Here is a 21,240-nt window from a genome sequence, read left to right on the forward strand (position 1 = left end):
TTAGTCAGGTATAATATGTATCGCCCTTTTACTTCTTGCTCAATAATCGCGCCCTTTAATTGAATAAACCACTAAATATTTTATAGCCTTGCAAAAATCATACAGGTAGCCTTCTTAAAGCAACTTACTATTTGGCGATGACAATTAAGGGCAATCCATCTATCTTTCCCCTTTTATAAACATATTAACATTGGGCAATATACTATTAGTCCTAACCAAAAAACAGTGAAAATCAAAATACCAATTATTTAAATAATAAATCCCAGCCTTTTCGCTTCATATGTCAATTCCTCACGAAACTTTGGATGAGCAATATTGATTAATTCCTTTGATCGTTGTGAAATACTTTTTCCTCGTAACTCGGCAACACCATATTCAGTTACGATCCGATCGACATCATTTTTGGAAGTCGTAACTACTGATCCAGGAGTGAGACAAGGGTGAATTCTTGAGATAGAACCGTCTTTTGTCGTTGAATGCAAGCAAATAAAACCTTTTCCCTTTTTAGCAAGACGAGCTCCTAGAGCAAAATCCACTTGTCCCCCACTTGAACTATAATATTTACCACCAATTGTTTCCGACGCACATTGGCCAAAGAAATCGACCTCTGTTGTTGCATTGATGGAAATCATTTTGTCCTCTTTTGCTATTTCCCGTGGATCATTAACCACTTCAACAGGAAGAAATTCAACACCAGTATTTTCGTGAATAAACTCATATAACTTTTTAGTTCCTAATGCAAAAGTTGCGACTATTTTTCCAGGATATGTTTTTTTCTCGATTCCATTTACAATTCCCGCTTCTACTAAGTTAACCACTCCGTCAGACAATAATTCTGTGTGTATCCCGAGGTTTTTATGGTTATTTAACAAACTTATGACTGCATTTGGAATTGCTCCAATGCCGGATTGAATTGTAGATCCATCCGCGATTTGCTCCGTAATAAAAGATGCTATGCGTTGATCTATTTCCGTAATAAAAGGCGGAGAAAATTCATGTAAAGGATAATCAACAGGAATATACCCTTCTATTTGACTAATATGGATCTGATTGGCTCCAAAAGTTCGCGGCATTTGTTGATTAACTTCTAAGAAAAAAGGAACTTTCCCTATAAAAGAAGCGACATAATCTGCTTGGGTACCTAAGGAGAAGAACCCATGTTCATCCATCAGAGATGCACAGGATAAAACCAGAGAAGTCTTCGTCGATTCACGCAATAGACGTGGAACTTCATGAAAGTGATTTGGAACAAGCTCACACTGTCCCTGTAAAAAAGCCTTTCGTGAAGCTTCGCTCAAAAAATAAGCAACATAGGACAGAGATGGTTTCATTCTTCCATGGATATACGAGCGTTCCTTTAATGCATGCATTTGATGGATTCTAACATTTTGAAAGTGAACAGCATGTTCCTCTATTATATCCAATAATACTTTCGGTTCTCCATTAGCAATAGGAAGAATGAGATCATCTCCATCCCGGATGAAAGATAACACATCTTTTGGATCTTTCTTTTTTATCTTCAACCATTGTTTAAATGAATTCTCCATCCCAAACCCCTTTCTGTCTTCTTAATATTTCTTCATTACCAGTGCTTCACCATCTACAACCATTTCCTCGCGCTGATTCCATATCTGTGTTTTTAATTTAATTAATTTCTTGTCATCCCGTTTTTCCACTACTTCTACGATTGCTTTAATGGTATCACCCATTTTTACAGGAGCTGTAAATGTAAAGTTTTGAGACAGATAGATCGAGTTTGGTCCAGGAAGCTTCATTCCAAGAACAGTGGAAATAAAACTCCCAGTTAAAAGGCCATGAGCAATTCTTTCCTTAAAAAAAGTTTTTTTAGCAAACTCCTCATCTATGTGCATGGGGTTAAAATCACCTGTAAGCCCTGCAAATTGATAAATATCAAATTCAGAAATGGTTTTGGAAAAAACAGCACTATCTCCTATTTGAATATCCTCATATGCCAACTCTTTTTGCATTTTTGTACTCCTTTCCGTTCGTTATTAATGATAATCAGCTAAAATACTATAGCCAGCATCATAGCTGTTTCCAACGCTTTTTTGCTTAATTCAGAATTATCATAAGGAACCACAATTCTCGAACATACAGGAAACATTTAATTCATCATCCTCCAATTAATCCCATATTCACTTTCAATATACACCTAATAGTGGTTAATATCTGTGTAAAAATTGTGAATTTTTATTGCTGAATGGATAAACTTATTCCAAAAAAGTAGTAAACAAAAAGACAACCTTAAAAGCAGGTTGTCTATTCTAGTCTTTATTTCAAGCTTTAGAGATAATGTTCGTGAAACGCCTAATATTCTTGCGGTCGGAGCTGCGGCAGTCTTTTGATCCCTCTCGTTTTACGGAGCAATTCATTTCTTTTTACATTGGGGAAGCTCATTACTTGGGCATTTCAAAGAAAGGTTTGTGCTTTCCGGAACACTAATCCTCTTGCATTTTTCGACCCGATTCGATGTTAATCAAACGATTGATTAAATCAAACGCAAGCGCTTTTGAAAAGCGAACTATTGCTTATTTCCGAGAAAATATTTTGTCGAATTCCTCGTGCTAGTCCTCTGCTAATCTACCAAAACAAACAAAAAATTTACGTTTTTACAATCTATATGACTTTTTGACAAAAATCCTTATTAATCAAACGTTTAATTAAGTTTGGCACCAACCCTCTACACATAAGGGTTTCACTCATAAAAGAAGAAAGAAACTTGTCGAAGCATATCGCCTCACGATATGGTTATTACTTTTTTGTACTACTTCCATCAAGGAGTCTCAAATAGTGGTTATTATGCATATCTAAAAAGACCAAAACCACAAGTATTTACTAAAGACCGTAAGTTACTAACCAAGATAAAAAAGGCTTTTTCTCTTCACAAAGGAACCTATGGTGCTAAACGACTTGCAAAATATATATCTTCCAAAGGAACACTTGTTAACCATAAAAAAGTAGCTCGCATCATGAGAGAAGCAAACATCAAAGCAACCGTACGACGTCCAAAGACTACCAAAGAATCCAAGGGGAAGGCTGCTGGTTATAACTATGAAAACCTCCTAAATAGAGACTTCCAAGCTGCTCATCCAAATCATAAATGGGTGACAGATATAACTGAAGTTTTGGTGGAGGGCAAGAAGTATTATATTTCAGCATTAATGGATTTATTTAACCGAGAATTGCTGGCCTTACAAGTTAGCTCCAGTCCAAATCAGGAGCTTATTAAAGCTACTATTGAAGCTGCTCAAAAAAGAAGAAAGTTAAAGTCATTAGAGGGCGTTCTGATCCATAGTGATCAGGGTAGCGTTTACCGCTCTTTCAAGCATATTAAACTGGCTAAAAAGTTAAAGTTCACTCCTAGCATGTCTCGTAAAGCAAACTGTTGGGATAACGCTGTTATTGAGAGTTTTTTTCTCAACTGAAAACAGAATTTCCTTGTTTCTATGAAGTAAATCTTCATTCTTTTCAGAAAGACTTAAAAAGCTTTTTTCGATATTACAACGAGAAACGAACCCAACATAAACTTGGATTCGTCTCTCCTAAAGATTACTATTTAAATTACCAAAAAATAGCTTAATGTCGTATTTTATAAGTGTCTATTTATCGGGGGCTTGACCACAGGCACAGAAATTATTATTGGGGATTCTAACACCGTTTTTCACAGTTGAAGATTCTCTATTGTTAATTCCGAAAAATTATCAAAGAAATCAAAAAAGACGTAAAACATAGACATGAAGAAATTCTATGTTTTACGTCTTTGTTATAGAAATGGAACTAGTTGTAAAGCCTCTTAACTCTGAAAATATTTGGCTATGATACTTTTCATTTGTTGTGGGTCAATCACGATCTCATCGTTCTTTGCTTTTAGAATATCATCGTACATGCTTTCTCCAACCCCTTGGAGTTGTTCGTAATGTAGTTGTTTGTTAGGATCAATATCTTTCACTGCAAGGCCTAGACTCACCATATCCGACGTGGACATATTGGTACCAATCATATATTTTGATACGGAATTAACAAGTGAAGGCAGTTTTGGAATGTTACCTGGACTTAAAGCTTCTTTGGCAATCCCTTTTAAAGTCTCCAATTGAAGCTGTTGCCGTCCATAATCCCCATTTGCAACGGAATGACGCTCGCGGGCAAGAGCTAACACCATTTGACCGTCAAAGAAATGAGTACCGGCATTGATTACCTGATTGTTTATTTTTTCATCCGTTGGTACATTTATTTGGATGCCGCCCATAGCATCTACCATTGATTGAAGGCCCTCAAAATTGGTTTCTACATAATAATTAATCGGCACTCCCGTTAATTCACTAATCGCTTGTACTGCCGCTTCTATCCCTTGCTTAGGGCCTTTGTTAGCCTGCAAGATATACTGGACACTCGTTAGTTTTGTATAGCCATAACCATCTAAATGAACACGAGTATCACGCGGAATGCTTACCGCGTTGATTTGTTTTTCCCCCAAATCAACATGCACCAGCATCATGGTATCGGAATGCCCAATCGTCTCACCTGGTCTTGCATCTGATCCCATTATTAAAATGTTAAATCCAGGAGCACTCGCATTGCTTTGCTGTTGTGGCTTTCCTGGAGTCACTGTTTTCCCCGTAGAAACAACAGGAATGGTTTTAAAATGATTCTGTGGCTGAAGCTGGTTGTATTCAAATCCAAGGACTGCTACTGTAACAATGATCATTCCTAAAAGGGTGTAACCAATAACTTTCCATTTACCAATCTTTTTCATAATTCCTCCGCTCATTTCTACTGAATTTAACTAGCTTCATAATATAAAATAGTTTACTACCATTTGCATATAAACATAGTTGAAGATAAATCCATTTTGATAGGGAATGGTTCGTTTGTAGACTTGTAGTTTTAATCAAAGTTTTATTAAATACACTGACTACCGGAATCTAAACTTTATCAGACTCTGAAGTCCTTCCCCTATTCTTGTTCACCACAAATCCTAAAAGAAGCCAAAAATAAGGAGCAACGGATATTACACTAATATTAAAGAATGCCTGAACCAAATATCCAAAGATTGCTGCAAGTAGACCATAGGAAAACAGTTGCTGGTGGGCATCCAATTCTAGCGCCGCTCGTCTAAACCCACTGAAAACAATGATAGATAGAAAAAGCAAGTAGACTAGTAATGCCGGCACTCCCATAGTAAGGGCAATTTGCATATAGTCATTGTTTTCATCGTAAATTTTCCCATCGCCTAGATACTTTTTCGCTTGGCTAGAATCTTTCGGATGAAAAACTTGTTCAAATGTATTTGGACCTGTTCCGAACCAAAAATGATTTTCAATAAGCGGCAGAGAGACCTGCCAAATATACCAACGCGAGGCGCCTGCAGAGCCAGCATCTTCATTCTTGATGATCTTCTGAACGTCATTCGTAATGCTAACAGCACGAGAAACATTAGTTTGGTGGGAAATCAAATTAGAGAGTGTAAAGATTAGACAGAACGCAACAATCATCAAGGCCATCTTTTTTAATTGCTTCTTCCCCTTCCAAACAACCCACATTACAATCATTAAAAAACCAATAGCTAAACCTAACCAAGCGCTCCTTGTTTCTGATTCGAGGAGTGCAATAAACTGTGTACAAAGAATGATAAAATAAAGGACACTTCTCTTAACCTCATGTAACAAAAGGAAAGCAGTGAGGGTTAACGGAATGACCAAGGTTAGATAAGAACCAAAATAATCCGGGTTATCAAAAAAGGAAAAACTCCTTCTACCAAACTTAAGGGCAGCATCCTGTGGCAAAAAGGCTAGATGATAAAACTGTAGAATGCTATATACAGAAGCAACTAGTGAACTAATAATAATAACATGACAGAGCTTTTCCAGATGTCTCGAGCCTAAGCGAGTGGCCAAACTAAACAATATGAAATAAGACAGCATACTTAGTATTCCTTGGTGCTCTGTCCCATTCCCCACCAGAGAAATCTTCAAGGAGTGAAGTGTGGAACAACCTATCAAGAATAAAAATACAATCATGAGGATTTCCGAAGGGGTTAATTTCCAACATGACCTTTTCCCCCATATCATCCCTCTCAAAAGGGCTAAAAGGCCTAACAGAAAAATGCTCCCCAAAAAATAAAAGGCTTTTCCATTCGCATAGTAATAATTATCTCCCCATGGATAAATGAGAATGATATATAAATAAAAAAAAGTATACAATATGAAAATATTCGTCTTTTCTATCCAATTAATCATAAATCTCCTCAAGCAATCTAATCTTATTGTTTTTCCAAGTATATAATGGGACGAAAATGCTTTAACAGTGAAAGCTATCTCTATAAAGAGTCTGAAAACCAAAACTAATTAATGTTGGCAAGTGGTACATCTTGTTTGAGGTTTAGTGCATTTTTTGCTTGCCAAATTCAATTTTTCAGACCAAAGAGTAAAAATTTATACCAGCATTCTTAACTCTCTGACATAAATCATTTTAGTACTTCGCAATGGTAGTTAAAGTTACAACCCTTGCTGCGTTTCCCTTTTTTAATTAAATGTTTGATTGATTAATACCTCAGTCCGATTCAAATTATTACCAAGAATTCGAGAGTGTTCTTAATTTTTTGCCCAAATCACAAAATGTGATGATGAGTCAAAAATAGATAGGACCCTAGGCTTTTTAATCCAAGGGTCCCTCATATGTCTACTTTAGAGCTTACAATGTATAGATACTTTAAAAATTCATCTAAACCAAAAAACTAATTCCTTCCCCAAACAGTTCTATTTACATAATCCGTATAAGATAATATTATTCTAAGCACCTTATCCGATACATTTGGCATACTGTAATCTGATATCTTTCTTAACGTATCAATCTCTTGTATCTCTAATACCTCTAGCCCTTGTAATATTCTTTCTTTTTCTAAGCCTACCATCATTACTGATGCTTCTTCCATTGCCTCCGGTCTTTCATGGGCTTGTCTAATATTAAGTGCTCTAAATCCAAGAATGGATGATTCTTCACTGATTGTCCCACTATCACTTAGGACTGCTTTTGCTTTAACTTGCAATTTTACATAATCATTAAATCCAAGTGGTTTCATTAAAGAAACATTTGAATTAAAGACTACACCCTTTTCATTAATCATTTTTCTAGTCCTAGGATGAGTACTTACTATTACAGGAACTTTATATTTTTCAGCAATAGCATTTAAACTTTCTACTAAATTTAAAAAGTTAACATCCGAATTAATATTTTCTTCTCGATGAGCAGAAACAACAAAGTAATTGCCTTCAGATAAATTTAATCTATTTAATACATCAGACCTATCGATTTCTTCAATTTTAGAATTAATTACTTCGAACATAGGACTACCGGTTTTAATTATTCTATCCGCAGAGAGACCTTCTCTAAGTAAATATTCTCTAGCTATATCACTGTAGGTTAAGTTAATATCTGATATGTGATCAACTATTTTCCTATTAGTCTCTTCCGGTACCCTTTGGTCAAAACATCTATTTCCTGCTTCCATATGAAATATAGGAATATGTCTTTTTTTAGCCACCAGTGCACACAAACAGCTATTAGTATCACCTAGGACTAAAAATGCATCCGGCTTTACTTCTTCCATAATTGGGTCAATTTTAATAAGTATATTTCCAATAGTTTCGACTGCTGTTCCAACAGCAGCATTTAGGAAATAATCTGGTTTTTTTAGATTAAAGTCATTGAAGAACACTTCATTTAATTCATAGTCATAATTTTGACCAGTATGCACTAAAATATGCTCTATTGCTTCTGACTGATCTAATTTATTAATAACAGCAGATAACCTTATAATTTCTGGTCTTGTGCCTACCACTGTCATTACTTTAAGTTTTTTCATCAGTCCTACACCTCCAAATAATACGTATCAGGCTTTCCAGGATCAAAGCACTCATTTACCCACATTACTGTAACTAGATCCTTCTCTCCTATATTGACTATGGAGTGAGTATATCCAGTAGGAATATCCACTACTTGTAACCTATCTCCATTTACTCTATATTCAATGATTTCTTCTGAATCTATCTTTCTAAATCGAATTAATCCTTCTCCACTTACTACTAAGAACTTTTCATTCTTCGTATGATGCCAATGATTACCTTTTGTAATCCCTGGTTTGGATACATTGATAGAGACTTGTCCTCTATCTAATGTTCTAATAAATTCTGTAAAAGATCCTCTGTGATCACAATTCATTTTCAGATCATATGAAAACTTATTTTCTGGTAAAAAACTTAAATAAGTGCTATAAAGCTTCTTTGTTAAAGCATCTTTCATATTAGGAATACTTAAATTCCCCCTACTATCTTTAAAGCTTTTTATTACATTTGCTAAGTCACCAAGTTTAATTTTATGAGTTGTAGGTACAACACAATAATCATCTTGAATAGTTGGATGTCCCTCTAAAGCTCTTAAAAATTCTTCTAAAACATCATCTATATAACAAAGAGTTAGTTCAGCATCAGGATTGTTTATCTGAATATCCATGTCTCTAGCTATATTATGGCAATAAGTAGCCACTACAGTGTTGTAATTAGGTCTGCTCCATTTTCCAAATAAGTTTGGCAATCTATAAATGTAAACTTTTACATCGGTTTCTTTATAATAATTTAATAATAAGTCTTCCCCTGCTTTTTTACTTCTCCCATAAGGATTATCTTTATCTGCTTGAATAGAGGAAGTAATAAGCACAGGGGCCTTATTGCCATGCTTCTTTAAAAGTTCTAGTAATTGAGAAGTTAAACCAAAATTACCCTCCATAAATTCGTTCACATCTTTAGGCCTGTTTACTCCTGCCAAATGAAATACAAAGTCACAATCTTTTGTATACTTTTCAAGTAATGAAGGGTCACTTTCTCTAGAAAATTCAAATATATCATTATACCCCTTATTTCTAAGCTCTGCGATAAGGTTTTTTCCTACAAAGCCTTTTGCTCCAGTAACAAGAATATTCATCAATTCATTCCACCTTTTAGCTCATTACATGAATCTGTTTATTCCATTCCTTTAGCTCGTTTTGCACATAATCTAACTCAAGTAATAATTCTTTAATTTGTTTAATACTTAGAATTTGTGTATTATCTGAATTATATTCTGCTATGGTAGTTAGCTTTTGATCTCCCTCAGCGAAATACTTATCATAGTTAAGATCTCTTTGGTCAGCAGGAACTCTAAAGAAACCACCTAAATCCTCAGCTACTACATATTCCTCTTTTGTAAGAAGTGTTTCATATCGCTTTTCTCCATGACGAGTTCCTATTACTTTGATTTCATTATCAGCATTGAACAATTCTTTTATAGCTTTAGCAAGATCACCAATTGTACTAGCTGGAGACTTTTGTACCATAATATCCCCTGCCACTGCATTTTGGAAAGCAAATACGACTAACTCAACAGCGTCTTCTAAACTCATAAGAAACCTTGTCATATTAGGATCTGTTACAGTTAAAGGCTTTCCACTTTTAATTTGTTCAATAAATAATGGAATCACTGAACCACGTGAGGCCATAACATTACCATATCTAGTTCCACAGATAAGTGTCCTATCTGGGTCAACAGTTTTTGATTTAGCAACAAATACTTTTTCCATCATTGCTTTTGAAATGCCCATCGCATTAATTGGGTATGCAGCTTTATCGGTTGATAGACAGATTACCTTTTTTACTCCATACTCAATTGCAGCTGTTAGTACATTATCTGTACCCATTACATTTGTTTTAACAGCTTCAAGTGGAAAAAACTCGCAAGATGGGACTTGTTTTAATGCTGCTGCATGGAAAATATAGTCTACACCAAACATAGCATTTTTAACACTCGCTAGATCTCTTACATCCCCAATATAAAACTTTAATTTGCCATTATTATACTGTTTTCTCATATCATCTTGCTTTTTTTCATCGCGAGAGAAGATACGAATTTCTTTTATATCAGTATCCAGGAATCTTTCCATCACAGCATTACCGAAAGAACCCGTTCCACCAGTTATTAATAAGGTTTTATTTTTAAACATAATTCTCATCTCCTAATTCAACTTTAACTAAAAATTTTTTTAACCATATTGGCTGTATAATACAATACAAGCTCATAGCAATAATATTGGCTGTTACTACACCTATCCATGAACCAAAAGCCATAACAAGAGCCCATGCAATAGGTATTTTAATAATAGCTCCTATAGTAAAAAAAATACTTTGTGTTTTTAATTCCCCAACTCCATTAGCAATACTAGATAATACTCCATTCCAAATAAAAATACTGCCAGATAAAGCAAAGACTGTAGCATATAAATAATTCACCTGTATTGTACTGTCTCTAAGCCATAAATTAATGACAAATTGCAAAAATGGTATCATACCAAATTCACATATAACAGCTAATAGGGACATTAAATTTAGCGTTCTATAAAGTTTCTTAATCCAAGCATAATTTTTTTCAGAAAGAGCCTTTGTAACAGCTGACCAAATAGGAGTTAATGCCAAAGTGAAAATAGTACCTATCAAGGTAAATAGTTTATTATAGATTTGATATTCCACGACCATTTTAGTTCCTGTTAGCCATGTAATTAAAAACTCATTTGTTGTTGTTATAATCATATACATGATTTGAACCCAAAAGAAAGTAACACCCAACTTCATTACTTCTCTTGCATATTTTTTCCCAAAATAATTTATGTTTGGCCTACAGTCTTTTAATTTTGTAGAAAAAACTATTACAGTAGTTAATAATAATGGTATATTTACCGCTAAAACATTTACAATTGCCAATAAAATTAAATTAGTTGATATATCTGAAGACCTTGCTAATGAAACATATGCTAAGATAAAAATACTATTAAATAAGCTTAATAAGTTAATAAGAGCAGATTTTTGCATTGCATATAGTATAGACGTTATTAGCTTAAATAAAAATTGGAGCATTATGCCACCAAAAACTATACATACAGTAATGTTTAGTGTTTCCTTAGAAACAATATTAGTAGGTATGTTAAATACTGCATTCCAATTTAAAAATCTAAATATTACTATTGATAAAAACGATACTAATAATACCAATATTCCTATAACAATATAAGCGGAAGATATATACTTTTTTGCTAGTAAGTCATCTTTATTTACTAATGCTTGTACTAAGTGATTTCTTAGTCCATTTCCAATTCCCAAATCAAATGTAAGTACCCAAATTAAAACTGATAAAATGGTAAACCACAAACCTAGTATTTGTTGGTTATCAAAATACCTTATATACGCAGGCATAGTAAATAATGATATAATTAATGCTCCGCCTTTAACTACAAAAGCTCCTAAGGTATTATTTAGTATCGTTCTATTATTTTCATTACTTATTATTTGTTTTATCCTTAAAAGATTATCCATGTTAATTCTCCAACAATTCTTTTATAGTATGCACAAATTTCTCATCAAGTTTTTTTATTAATTGTTTGCTATCATAAGGTTCATTTATATCAATTGACATAATGGCTTCTGCTATCGCTTCGGGAGTTTGCTCTTTATAATAATATACTGCGTCTCCAATGACTGACATCTCAATCGCTTTTATTCGTACAGAAACTACGCGTAACCCGTTAGCCATATAAGACAATATTTTTGATGGAAAAGATGTATTATTGTAACTACCACCTGGAATTTGAGTGCTTAAACCAATATCACAGCTCTGCAAGAATCTTGTATATTCTTCATCTTTAAGTAGTCCATCATAGGTAATAGTACAAACTGACGTTTTTGCAATCTCTGAAATTAATTGTTGTATGGATCTTGTCTCCTCTTCACTTCCGAAGCCAATAATGTGTATATGGTAATTTTCAGGGAGGTAAGGAGCAACGGTAGCAGCAATAGTACTACCACCTTTTATCGGATCAAATGTTCCGGCATAAACACAATGAACTTTTCCATCATTAAACTTGGACTTTCTATCTTGCTCGACTTTGTAAGTACCATAAATTATATTGTAGGGTTTATTATTTTTGTTAATTTTTTCAATTAATAATTCTGTTGGGAATATAAATTTATCCGCAGATTTAAAAAATCTATATTCATTACTCTGCATTAGTTGGGAATATTTTTTTACATCTTGATATATTTCTTCTACCTCTAATATAAGTTTGAACTTTTTTATTTTTTTTGCTAGCATTATTGGATTTATAATCATCATTGAATGATATGCGATTATTGTTTCTTCTGAATTTGTATTTTTAACCAAATATCCAAATAACCAAATCCATGACCATAATATTCGTAAATACCTAAATAATGGTCTATATGCCCCAAACGTAGGTCCACAAGTAAGTGTGACACCCTCTCCTATAGTACTAGTTCTTTTATGATAATAACCTTTATTGTTTGCTGTCCAAGATGGAGATATAATTTCAACTTTATTCCCTGATGCTACTATTGCCTGACAAATATAGTCCATTTTGTTGGTAGCAGCTAAAAATGAATTGCGGTTCTCTTCAGCATAGGTGTATGAGTCGTAAAAACCAATATATTTTATATTACCTTTTGTCATAATTTCACTCCCAATAAAATTTGAATGGACTAACATTCAAATATCCGTTACCCGTAGTTTTTTGAAAGAAATATAACAATGCAAAAATAAGTACACCAACTACTAATATTCTAATTTTTGCATCCCGTTGATTCTTTACTACTTCTGGGAGTAGCAAAGTTATAAATAAATAGTAATAATAACCTGCTCTCATTACTACACTTGACTGACTTGCAAATATTTGAATTAGTATTGCAACAAGCATATAGTTTTTATAAATATTAAATCTTATATCTTCCTTATCTTTACTTCCAAAAATATACGCAAGTATTAATACGAAAATCATAACAAAAAGCATTGTATAAGCATTCGTAGACTCTACTTCCCCTGCAGCACCCTTATATAAACGATAGATTAATAAAAATATTTTTGTTTTTAAAATAAATATAAGGATTAACGACGGAATAATAAAAAAGAAATGAGTAGATTTTAATCTTAAATAAGATAACGGGTATGCAAATATAAAAATAATAGCTGTGGTGTGAAAAGACATAGCCAAGGCAACACATAATATAAATTTTATTAAACTTTTTTCCTGTATATATTTAAAGCTAAAAAATACAATTGCCATGGCAATTGACTGCCGTAATCCCGAAAAACTAAATGTAAAAAATCCTAAAGTGATATAAATAAAAACACTTAGTCCAGGCATTTTGGAATTTTTTAACCAGGTAAATGCAATAGGTGCAATAATAGTTAGTGCAACAACTGCTAGATACCCTTGATCGGAGAAATTTAATTTAGAAAAAATTTGAGAGTAGAAGATATATCCTGGTTCAAAATTAAATAAGCGTTCTCCCTTAAAAATATTAATACTGTCTACCATATGATATCCTGGTAGATATGAAATTAAATCATTACCAATAGTTTCAGCTCTCAAGGCCTGAATTAAAAAAATTCCAACACAGCCTAAAACAATTACAATTTTATTTCGCAATTGTTTATTCTTAATATCTATTGATAACAGAGATACTATTCCAACCCATAAGATAAGGCAATAAAAAACCGTCATTATGCTTTCCTTTCTTTCAATAAGCGCCTTACTAAATAAAAAAGGCTCTAATATAGTTAGACTATTTGTTATTATTCACTCTTATTCACTAACTCCTTATATAGCGTTAAATAGCTCTCGCACATCTTTTCTTTCGAATAGTAGCCTTGCGCTTTCTCGACAATCACATTGACTACTGTAGATTTAAGTTCTATCCATTCATGTACTGTTCTCTCTAAAGCATCTAAATCCCCATATTCTACAAACTCACTATATTCTCGTAATGAAATCTGTTCCGGTGCCCCTGCCTTAAATCCTACAACTGGAGTTCCACAGGATAGCGACTCCGCGCATACCATCGAAAAGGTTTCACGTTTACTCGTAATTACAGTCAAATCTGCCATTGAGTAATATGCCGCTAATTCATTTTGGTCATTTATTCTACCAACATCAATTATATTATCGGGTAATTTAAGATTCTTATCTGTATTACCAACAACAATAATTTTTATATTTTTATCCTTTAATCTTTCTGAAAGTTCTCTAATATATTTGCCACCTTTAATTTCATTAGAAAAATTAGCCGTTATATGGCATATTATTTTTTCATCTGTCAGTTTTAAATCTCTCTTAATATTACTAAAATCGCATGGATGAAATACATTAACCGTATCAATGCCATTAAGTATAGTACAATGTTTTTTATTTCCTAAAATGACTGACTGTCTGGCTCTTTCTTCTAACCAAGGTGAAACTGAGGTTACTATGAGATTTTCATTAAAGCCATCAAACGCTAATTTCATCTTTCTCCACGCCCTGTTTGTCCTATCGAACAAATAAGAAGGCATCTCTTTGAATTGTGGACAATTACCACAACCAGTTTTCCACTTTTCGCATTCAAACGCATGCCCGCAGCCACCAGTATACATAAACTCTGCGTGCATTGTCAGAATTGTCTTTATACCACTTTTCTTTAAATAGGCGATTAACCAATATATATTAACAAAAAAGCCATTAATACAGTGAAGGTGGATAATATCAGGCTTTTCTTTTTTTAGAATACGGATAAGTTTAATAGTAGCAAAGAAGGAACCGTTAAATTCAAGTCCAGTAATACGAGATTTAATGTTATTTAATTTTGCCAGTAACTCGCTTGATGTTTTATATTCATCAGGCCCATTAGGTTTTTGCCCTCGACCATAACAAACAATCGACTCAATCCCCTTATCCTTAAGAACATTATGAATATCGTACACAATTTTCCCAGTGCTACCTTTTTTATAAACAACATTTATTTGTAATATTTTCATATTTATTCCTTGACTAGATTTCTAAATATATTTTTTAGTTTATTTGAATTTACTATAATATCATGATTTTTTTTCGCAAGATTCTTTGCATTTATTATTATTTGATCATCTATGTCATTTTCAATAAAGTATTCAATTAGTTTATTCTCAATCATATTTTCATCCTCAATAATATACGCCGCATTATTTTCTTTTAAATAATCGATAGAGGCAATGCCTGATGGTCCAACAGCAAGAAATGCTCTATTACTTGCAAGGCAATCTGCTATTTTGGTAGATATCGAATACCTTACCCGGCTTACATCCTCTTGTGCAAATGATTCTACATGCAACAAAATATCTGTTTCATGATATATTTTTTTAACCATTTCAGCATCAGCTGCACCTTTAAAGATTAAAGAATTACCTATAGATAATTTAGAAATTATCTCCTGATCACTAGTAATCGAGTAAATATTCAAAACTATCCTTAAACCATCCGAGTTAATTTTCTCCAACTCTTTACCTATCTTATATAGTGTTTTCCACCGATTCCCAGATATATTTCCGACAAATGACATGGTAAAAGGCTTCTTTGATTTCTTAACCTCTGATTGATACATCCCATATGGCGTCAAGATAACTTGGCCTGATTTACCGAATAAATTCTTATATTTTTCCATCATAGATTGGCTAATAAAAACCAATTCTTGTGATTGACCAACCAGTTTTTTGATATTATTTCTAAATAACTTCAATCTTACCTTTGAAGTCATAGACCATATATATGAGCTATACGAAAAATCATAATAGTCATCGCAAAAATAAGTAACTAAAGGAATGTTATATTTGATAGAAATAAACATTGCAATGTTGCTAGAGAACATTGAATACCCCGCAGCAAGAAATATAACATCTGGCTTATAATTATTTAACCAATTGATTAATTCTTTTGATTTCCAATTCCCAAATTTCCACATCAAATCTCTTAGAAAAAGTTTACCGGCAGTTTTATTTTTTCCAATCTGATTTAATCCACTTGTTTGTATTATACTCTGGCCATTCTTTATATCATCAAAACCGATTGTTCTTCCATGACTTTGTAAAGTAAATAATGATTTAAGAATATCCATATCCGTAATTTGATATGTTGACTCGCATATTTTAATATTTGGCTCTGTAGAATGAAAGCATAATTGGATAACATCCTTTTTATCATACTCTTTAAACAAAGTAGCAAGTGTTTTCCCCATATTATTGTATATATTAAATGCATTATGGCTTATAACTAAAACTCTCAAATCCATCTACCCCTGCCAAAATTAATTTCTACTTCTTACAATATGCTATATTTATAGTTTTCTTCTTTTATTATAATTCTCGGCTTGTCCAACACTACTGTTGCATTATCAGGAATATCAGTACACACAATGCAATTTGCACCAATTCTTACATTGTTCCCAATATGAACACCTCCAAATATTTTTGCACCAGGTCCAATAAAACAATTGTCTCCGATTGTAGGGGATTGTCCTTTACTCCTGCCTATAGTTACTTGATGTCCTATTTGGCAATTAGATCCGATAATAGATTGTGCAGAAATTACGATGCCAATTAATCCATGAGGCAGGATTGGCGAATCTTTAAAATTACATTTCCCATTTTCTGTTTTTGTACCAAGATAGGCTCCTTGCTTACCTTCGGTTCTTTTAATGTAGTAAAGGTAAAAAGCTTTCTTTATCCTCGAAATATTGGGATTATATATCGCGAATCTCCTTTTCCAATATTTTTTGTGGTTATAGCAGCGAGTATAATTCTGTAATATTTTTCTGAAATTCATTTCTAATTCTTGTCCTCATTTGTTAATTCTAATTTTGTATTCTCCATACTTCTAATCATTCTAAAGTATGCCTCTTTAAGCCCAATCTCTGGCTTCCAACCTAGTGCTTGCATTTTCATTGAACTAAGATGCATCTTTACATCAGGTGCATATCCTAAGGTTTTCTTTTCTTTTGGAATATCAAAGACAACTTTAATCTTCCCATCTGCAATTTCTTCTGCTACCATTTGTGCCATATTCCGGATTGTAGTATTAGATTCTTCGTTAGAAACCGTGTATGCCTCACCCTGATTTCCCTTAACTAATAAAATTAATAACGCAATTACCGTATCCCGTGTATAACAGTAATTACCAAATGATTTTCCTTCTGTATGCAAAACAATGTCAGTTTTATTTATCACACTCTTGGCAAACTGAGCAAAAACTCTGTCTTCTGTATAAGAGATACCTGCACCAAATGTTTGAGCCAATCTTGCAATTTTAACCGGAACATCATACTCGCTTGCGTAAGATGCACATAAACATTCTGACATTCTCTTTCCTTCTGAGTAGCAGCTTCTAACATTTAAGATGTCAATATACCCCAAATCTTCTTCTTTTACATATTCCAAATTTGAATCAGTCACGCCAAAGGCTTCCATAGAAGAAAGGTAAACCATACTTTTTACTTTTTTATCTTTGGCGAGTTCAAGTATGTTTGCTGTACCCTTTAACGAAATATTGATTGTCTCTACTGGATGTTCTATGAAAAACTTTGAATTCGTAATACTAGCACCGTGAATAATGTAGTCAATTGATTCATTGATAATAGGAGAATCATTGGTAATTGGCTCAACTATATCCGCAAAATAAAAGGTAAGCTTTTCTTTATTTAGTAAGCCACCAAACATTTCCTGAACTTTTTTTTTACTTCTTGCGAGAGCAATGATTTTAATATTAGTCTTCTTCAATCTATTACAGCATAATAAAGCTTTAATAATCTGCGAACCAATCAGTCCAGTTGCTCCAGTGACTAAAATAGTACGATCCTTTAACTGTTCTAATGGAATATTGCTGTTTGCTATATAATTTAAATCTTCTTGTAGAACACCATCATTCGGACATTCAATATACTCCATTGTTCTCCTCCTCTGTCCATAGGCCTTATTTACGCACTTATATATACTTAGATACCTAAAATCTGTAAGTTTTCTCTAGCTTCAAATATTGCTCTGAAAATGTAGAAATCAGAAGGTGTGGTGATTTTAATATTTTCTATAGGTCCTTCCACTGCATGAAGCGTATGACCATATTGCATCATCAATGAGGATGAATCAATCATATTTAATTTATTATCCTTTATTGCTCGATTATGAACCTGCATGATATCTTCCAAATAAAAGCTTTGTGGCGCACGAGCTATTCTGGAAATAATCCTTTCACCAATACTAGTAATATTATCTTCTTCATTTACAGAAACAACTGTCTCAGTTTGTGGGACGACCGTTATAGCAGATCCGTATTTCTTAACACTGGCTATATTATCAGAAATGAGCCGTTCATTAATTAAAGGACGTACACCATCATGAATTAGGACAATAGAGTCTTCAGGGGTATCACAATCAGCAAAAATTGTCTTTAATCCGTTATAAATTGATTCTTGTCCTGTTGCTCCACCGGGAACGATCCATTTTACTTTAGTAATAAAGTCTCTTCTGATTAATTCCTTCAGGTAGTCAATCCAGCCTTCAATACATACAACAATAATATTATCTATTTCATCATGTCTTTCAAAATACTCTAGAGTATGAATAATAATGGCTTTACCATTCAGCTCTAAGAATTGCTTAGGTTTTGTTTTACTATTCATTCTTGTACCGGCTCCACCGGCAAATATAAGTGCTGTATTCATTTTATTATCCTCTTTCCACTATATTTTAAAGCTAATAAAATAGTGTCTTTCCCTCTTTTCAACAGGTGGAATTTTCATATAGTCGCCATAAAGGCCAATAAGATATTTATTATAATCTCCTGGAATATAGGCTTCTTTACCTTCAAACTCAACAGGTTCAACTGGAAAAAATACCTCTTTTTTGTATAACTCTCCCAGATAACGCTTCCTACCAGTCGGAACAGTTATATAATTTGTTGTCCTTTTTGTTCTTACAAATTTATCAAATTTTATATACCAATATTCATAGGACCTAAAGGAAAACAACATTCCAAGAAATAACCGTACCTTATGAATAAAATAAGCGCGGTTATTTTTTTTCATATATTCATCTGTCAAAGAATTTCTAAATTGATATCCAAATATTGATACTGCAGCTAGACCAAATATTATTGATAAAGTTCCTTTAACTTTTTGCGCTATACTGTTATTTGGAGCGTATTCAATAGGGAAAATATCAATATAAATTCCTTTATCAAAATCACTTGTGATTTTCTGCAACTCAACTAATTCCGTATTTTTTTTAATGACTTTTCCAAACAAATTACTCATTTTATGCCCCTTTTGCGGAACATATAAGGTATATTTATCTCCATAATTCTTTGGGAACTCTTTAAAAAAGTAATCATAATCTTTACGGGGCATCATTAAATCCAGGTCATCATCCCAAGGAATAAATCCTCCATGTCGAACTGCACCTAAAGCACTTCCACCACCCAACATGACACACAGTTTTTCCTTGTTACAGAAATCAAGAATATCTTGATATATTTCCAACAATACTTGTTTTAATTGTTGCCTTTCTTCTTCACTTAATTCATATAAAATGTTCGTCATACGTGCAATATCTCGCATGTTATCATTATTACTTTTCATTTTATTCCTTTCTGTAATTAAAAGTATTATCACCTATTAAATATCCCATTTACGGAAAATTATCTCATATTTTTTACTACCTTTGCACAACTGACAGGTCCAGATAAAAATGCGAACAAACTGTATTTAACGAATCTTGTCTTTTTCTTTCTTCTTAACTCCGCAAATGCTAGAACTGCATAATGCCTTGCTTTTATATATCGAATGTCTGCTTTCGTTAATCTATCAAAAAAAGTCTTCTTATACTGATACAGTTGATTCTCACCACTTATCTTAGTGTCGCCGCTTGATAAACCATCTGTAGTTGAATGAACATACGCCTTCACATTACAATGGTTTAAATATAAGAACTTGCCACCAGCCATGATTGCGCGTTCCATTAAATAAAATTCGTCTCCAATGTCAATTTTAGGAAAACCACCTATTTTTATTAGATAGCTTTTCTTAAACATCATCGTATCAGTACCCGTAATGTGGTACATGATATGATAACGAATTAAATCTTCTTTTTCAGTACTCCTTACATATTCTCTACGGCGAGTATCTATTAACTTTCCAGCCTCGTTGTATAACTTCAAATCTGTTATTGAATAGTCAGAATTTGATTTAATCATAGGAATAATTTGTTCTTCTATTTTATTAGCTAGATATATATCATCATCATCAAGAAAAGTAATATATTTTCCTGAAGCTGTTTTAATACCAATATTTCTTGTTTCCGCAGAACCCTTATTAACTTCGTTTTTGATATAAACAATTTGTCGGTGGAATTTTTTATTAATATTGCAAATAATATCATCAACCTTTTGATTCCATTTCATTTCTGCATTATCATCAATCACAACAATCTCGATGGGTTCATATGTTTGTCTCATGAGTGAAAGAAGAGCTTTTTCCAAAGCAGAATCCCTTTGGTAGGTTGCAACTACTACACTAACTAGTGGTAATGCACCCACTGTATTACCACCATCTAAATCTTTAGGGCTTTTTAAGCTAACATTCATCATTGCCATTTATCCTATAATCCCCCTATTTTTTGACTCGGTTGAAAATGACTCTTCCGTTGTAGCGACCACTTGAGATTTGAATGCTCCTGTACCACCCTCAACAACGCCATCTTTCTTAAGTACACTAATTATCGTTCTCAAAAAACATTTAATATCCAATCCAAAACTCATTTTTTCAACGTACTCCCCATCCAGATTCGCCTTCACCTCAATAGGTAACTCATCTCTGCCATTAATCTGTGCCCAGCCAGTAAGTCCTGGATAAATATTATTTGCACAATACTTATCTCTTTCAGCTATTAAATCATACTGATTCCAAAGCGCAGGCCTTGGACCAATAATACTCATTTCACCTTTAATGATGTTTAATATTTGGGGAAGTTCATCCAAGCTAGTTTTTCGCATAAACTTTCCCACTCTGGTAATATAGTTTTCGGGATTTTTCAAAAGGTGGGTAGGTGTATCTTTGGGTGTATCAATTTTCATTGTTCTAAATTTAAGAATATAAAATTCTGATTTATCTTTACCTATACGGCGTTGTTTAAATAGTATAGGACCTTTTGAATCAATCTTGATGCATATTATTAATAATAGGAAGACAGGTGAGAGTACTATTAATCCTACTATCGAAAGGATAAAGTCTATCATTTTTTTTACATATGTTTTATAAATCACTTTTATTTCCACCTCAGTTAATAAAAAGC

Annotated in this window: 20 protein-coding genes; 2 read left to right on the top strand and 18 right to left on the bottom strand. The window is 33.1% G+C overall.

Going from position 1 to position 21,240, the window contains the following annotated elements:
- Positions 1–248 precede the first annotated feature (248 nt).
- Together J2S10_RS19400 and J2S10_RS19405 are read right to left on the bottom strand one after the other, a co-directional pair.
- Positions 249–1,547, bottom strand: coding sequence for an acetyl-CoA hydrolase/transferase family protein (locus tag J2S10_RS19400; protein WP_307411041.1), 1,299 nt, complete (start codon positions 1,545–1,547; stop codon positions 249–251).
- Positions 1,548–1,568: 21 nt separating this feature from the next.
- Positions 1,569–1,988, bottom strand: a complete 420-nt coding sequence (locus J2S10_RS19405) for a MaoC family dehydratase (protein ID WP_307411044.1) — start codon at positions 1,986–1,988, stop codon at positions 1,569–1,571.
- Positions 1,989–2,780: 792 nt separating this feature from the next.
- Here J2S10_RS19405 and J2S10_RS19410 point away from each other — a divergent pair.
- Both J2S10_RS19410 and J2S10_RS27510 read left to right on the top strand, forming a co-directional pair.
- Positions 2,781–3,446: an IS3 family transposase gene (locus J2S10_RS19410; protein WP_307411047.1), complete on the top strand. Its 666-nt coding sequence runs from the start codon at positions 2,781–2,783 to the stop codon at positions 3,444–3,446.
- Positions 3,443–3,601, top strand: coding sequence for a hypothetical protein (locus J2S10_RS27510; protein ID WP_370876253.1), 159 nt, complete (start codon positions 3,443–3,445; stop codon positions 3,599–3,601). Before J2S10_RS19410 ends, J2S10_RS27510 begins: the two co-directional genes overlap by 4 nt.
- Before the next feature lie 213 nt (positions 3,602–3,814).
- On the opposite strand, the gene J2S10_RS19415 is transcribed toward J2S10_RS27510, so the two are convergent.
- The 16 genes from J2S10_RS19415 to J2S10_RS19490 all read right to left on the bottom strand — a co-directional run bounded on the left by J2S10_RS19415 (position 3,815) and on the right by J2S10_RS19490 (position 21,211).
- Entirely contained in the window at positions 3,815–4,774 is a 960-nt protein-coding gene (locus tag J2S10_RS19415) for an LCP family protein (RefSeq protein WP_307411049.1), read from the bottom strand.
- Between the two features lie 169 nt (positions 4,775–4,943).
- Positions 4,944–5,942: an O-antigen ligase family protein gene (locus J2S10_RS19420; RefSeq protein WP_307411052.1), complete on the bottom strand. Its 999-nt coding sequence runs from the start codon at positions 5,940–5,942 to the stop codon at positions 4,944–4,946.
- 812 nt (positions 5,943–6,754) lie between these two features.
- Entirely contained in the window at positions 6,755–7,882 is a 1,128-nt protein-coding gene (wecB, locus tag J2S10_RS19425; RefSeq protein ID WP_307411056.1) for a non-hydrolyzing UDP-N-acetylglucosamine 2-epimerase, read from the bottom strand.
- Positions 7,883–7,887: 5 nt separating this feature from the next.
- A complete protein-coding gene (locus J2S10_RS19430; RefSeq protein WP_307411059.1) occupies positions 7,888–8,997 on the bottom strand; it encodes a capsular polysaccharide biosynthesis protein CapF in 1,110 nt (369 codons plus the stop codon).
- A 16-nt stretch (positions 8,998–9,013) separates the two neighbouring features.
- Positions 9,014–10,051, bottom strand: a complete 1,038-nt coding sequence (locus tag J2S10_RS19435; protein ID WP_307411063.1) for a polysaccharide biosynthesis protein — start codon at positions 10,049–10,051, stop codon at positions 9,014–9,016.
- Positions 10,044–11,414, bottom strand: coding sequence for a lipopolysaccharide biosynthesis protein (locus J2S10_RS19440; protein WP_307411067.1), 1,371 nt, complete (start codon positions 11,412–11,414; stop codon positions 10,044–10,046). The genes J2S10_RS19435 and J2S10_RS19440 overlap by 8 nt, the downstream gene beginning before the upstream one ends.
- 1 nt (position 11,415) lies before the next feature.
- Positions 11,416–12,564 (bottom strand): glycosyltransferase, encoded by a 1,149-nt coding sequence (locus tag J2S10_RS19445; protein ID WP_307411070.1) that lies wholly within the window; start codon positions 12,562–12,564, stop codon positions 11,416–11,418.
- Positions 12,565–12,568: 4 nt separating this feature from the next.
- Positions 12,569–13,615 carry an EpsG family protein gene (locus J2S10_RS19450; protein WP_307411073.1) on the bottom strand — a complete coding sequence of 349 codons (1,047 nt, stop codon included), beginning with the start codon at positions 13,613–13,615 and terminating at the stop codon, positions 12,569–12,571.
- Between the two features lie 71 nt (positions 13,616–13,686).
- The gene (locus tag J2S10_RS19455; RefSeq protein WP_307411076.1) at positions 13,687–14,904 is read right to left on the bottom strand and encodes a glycosyltransferase; all 1,218 of its coding nucleotides are present in this window, start codon (positions 14,902–14,904) and stop codon (positions 13,687–13,689) included.
- Between the two features lie 2 nt (positions 14,905–14,906).
- Complete coding sequence (locus tag J2S10_RS19460; protein ID WP_307411079.1) at positions 14,907–16,184, bottom strand: glycosyltransferase family protein; 1,278 nt, start codon at positions 16,182–16,184, stop codon at positions 14,907–14,909.
- A gap of 35 nt (positions 16,185–16,219) precedes the next feature.
- Positions 16,220–16,723 carry a serine acetyltransferase gene (locus tag J2S10_RS19465; RefSeq protein ID WP_307411082.1) on the bottom strand — a complete coding sequence of 168 codons (504 nt, stop codon included), beginning with the start codon at positions 16,721–16,723 and terminating at the stop codon, positions 16,220–16,222.
- Between the two features lie 2 nt (positions 16,724–16,725).
- Complete coding sequence (locus J2S10_RS19470; protein ID WP_307411085.1) at positions 16,726–17,841, bottom strand: NAD-dependent epimerase/dehydratase family protein; 1,116 nt, start codon at positions 17,839–17,841, stop codon at positions 16,726–16,728.
- A gap of 47 nt (positions 17,842–17,888) precedes the next feature.
- Positions 17,889–18,614, bottom strand: a complete 726-nt coding sequence (locus J2S10_RS19475) for an IspD/TarI family cytidylyltransferase (RefSeq protein ID WP_307411087.1) — start codon at positions 18,612–18,614, stop codon at positions 17,889–17,891.
- A gap of 18 nt (positions 18,615–18,632) precedes the next feature.
- A complete protein-coding gene (locus J2S10_RS19480) occupies positions 18,633–19,529 on the bottom strand; it encodes a LicD family protein (protein ID WP_307411090.1) in 897 nt (298 codons plus the stop codon).
- A gap of 59 nt (positions 19,530–19,588) precedes the next feature.
- Complete coding sequence (locus J2S10_RS19485; protein WP_307411094.1) at positions 19,589–20,542, bottom strand: glycosyltransferase family 2 protein; 954 nt, start codon at positions 20,540–20,542, stop codon at positions 19,589–19,591.
- A complete protein-coding gene (locus tag J2S10_RS19490) occupies positions 20,543–21,211 on the bottom strand; it encodes a sugar transferase (protein WP_307411097.1) in 669 nt (222 codons plus the stop codon). It lies immediately after the preceding gene.
- Positions 21,212–21,240 lie beyond the last annotated feature (29 nt).

It is taken from the genome of Neobacillus ginsengisoli, from assembly GCF_030813055.1.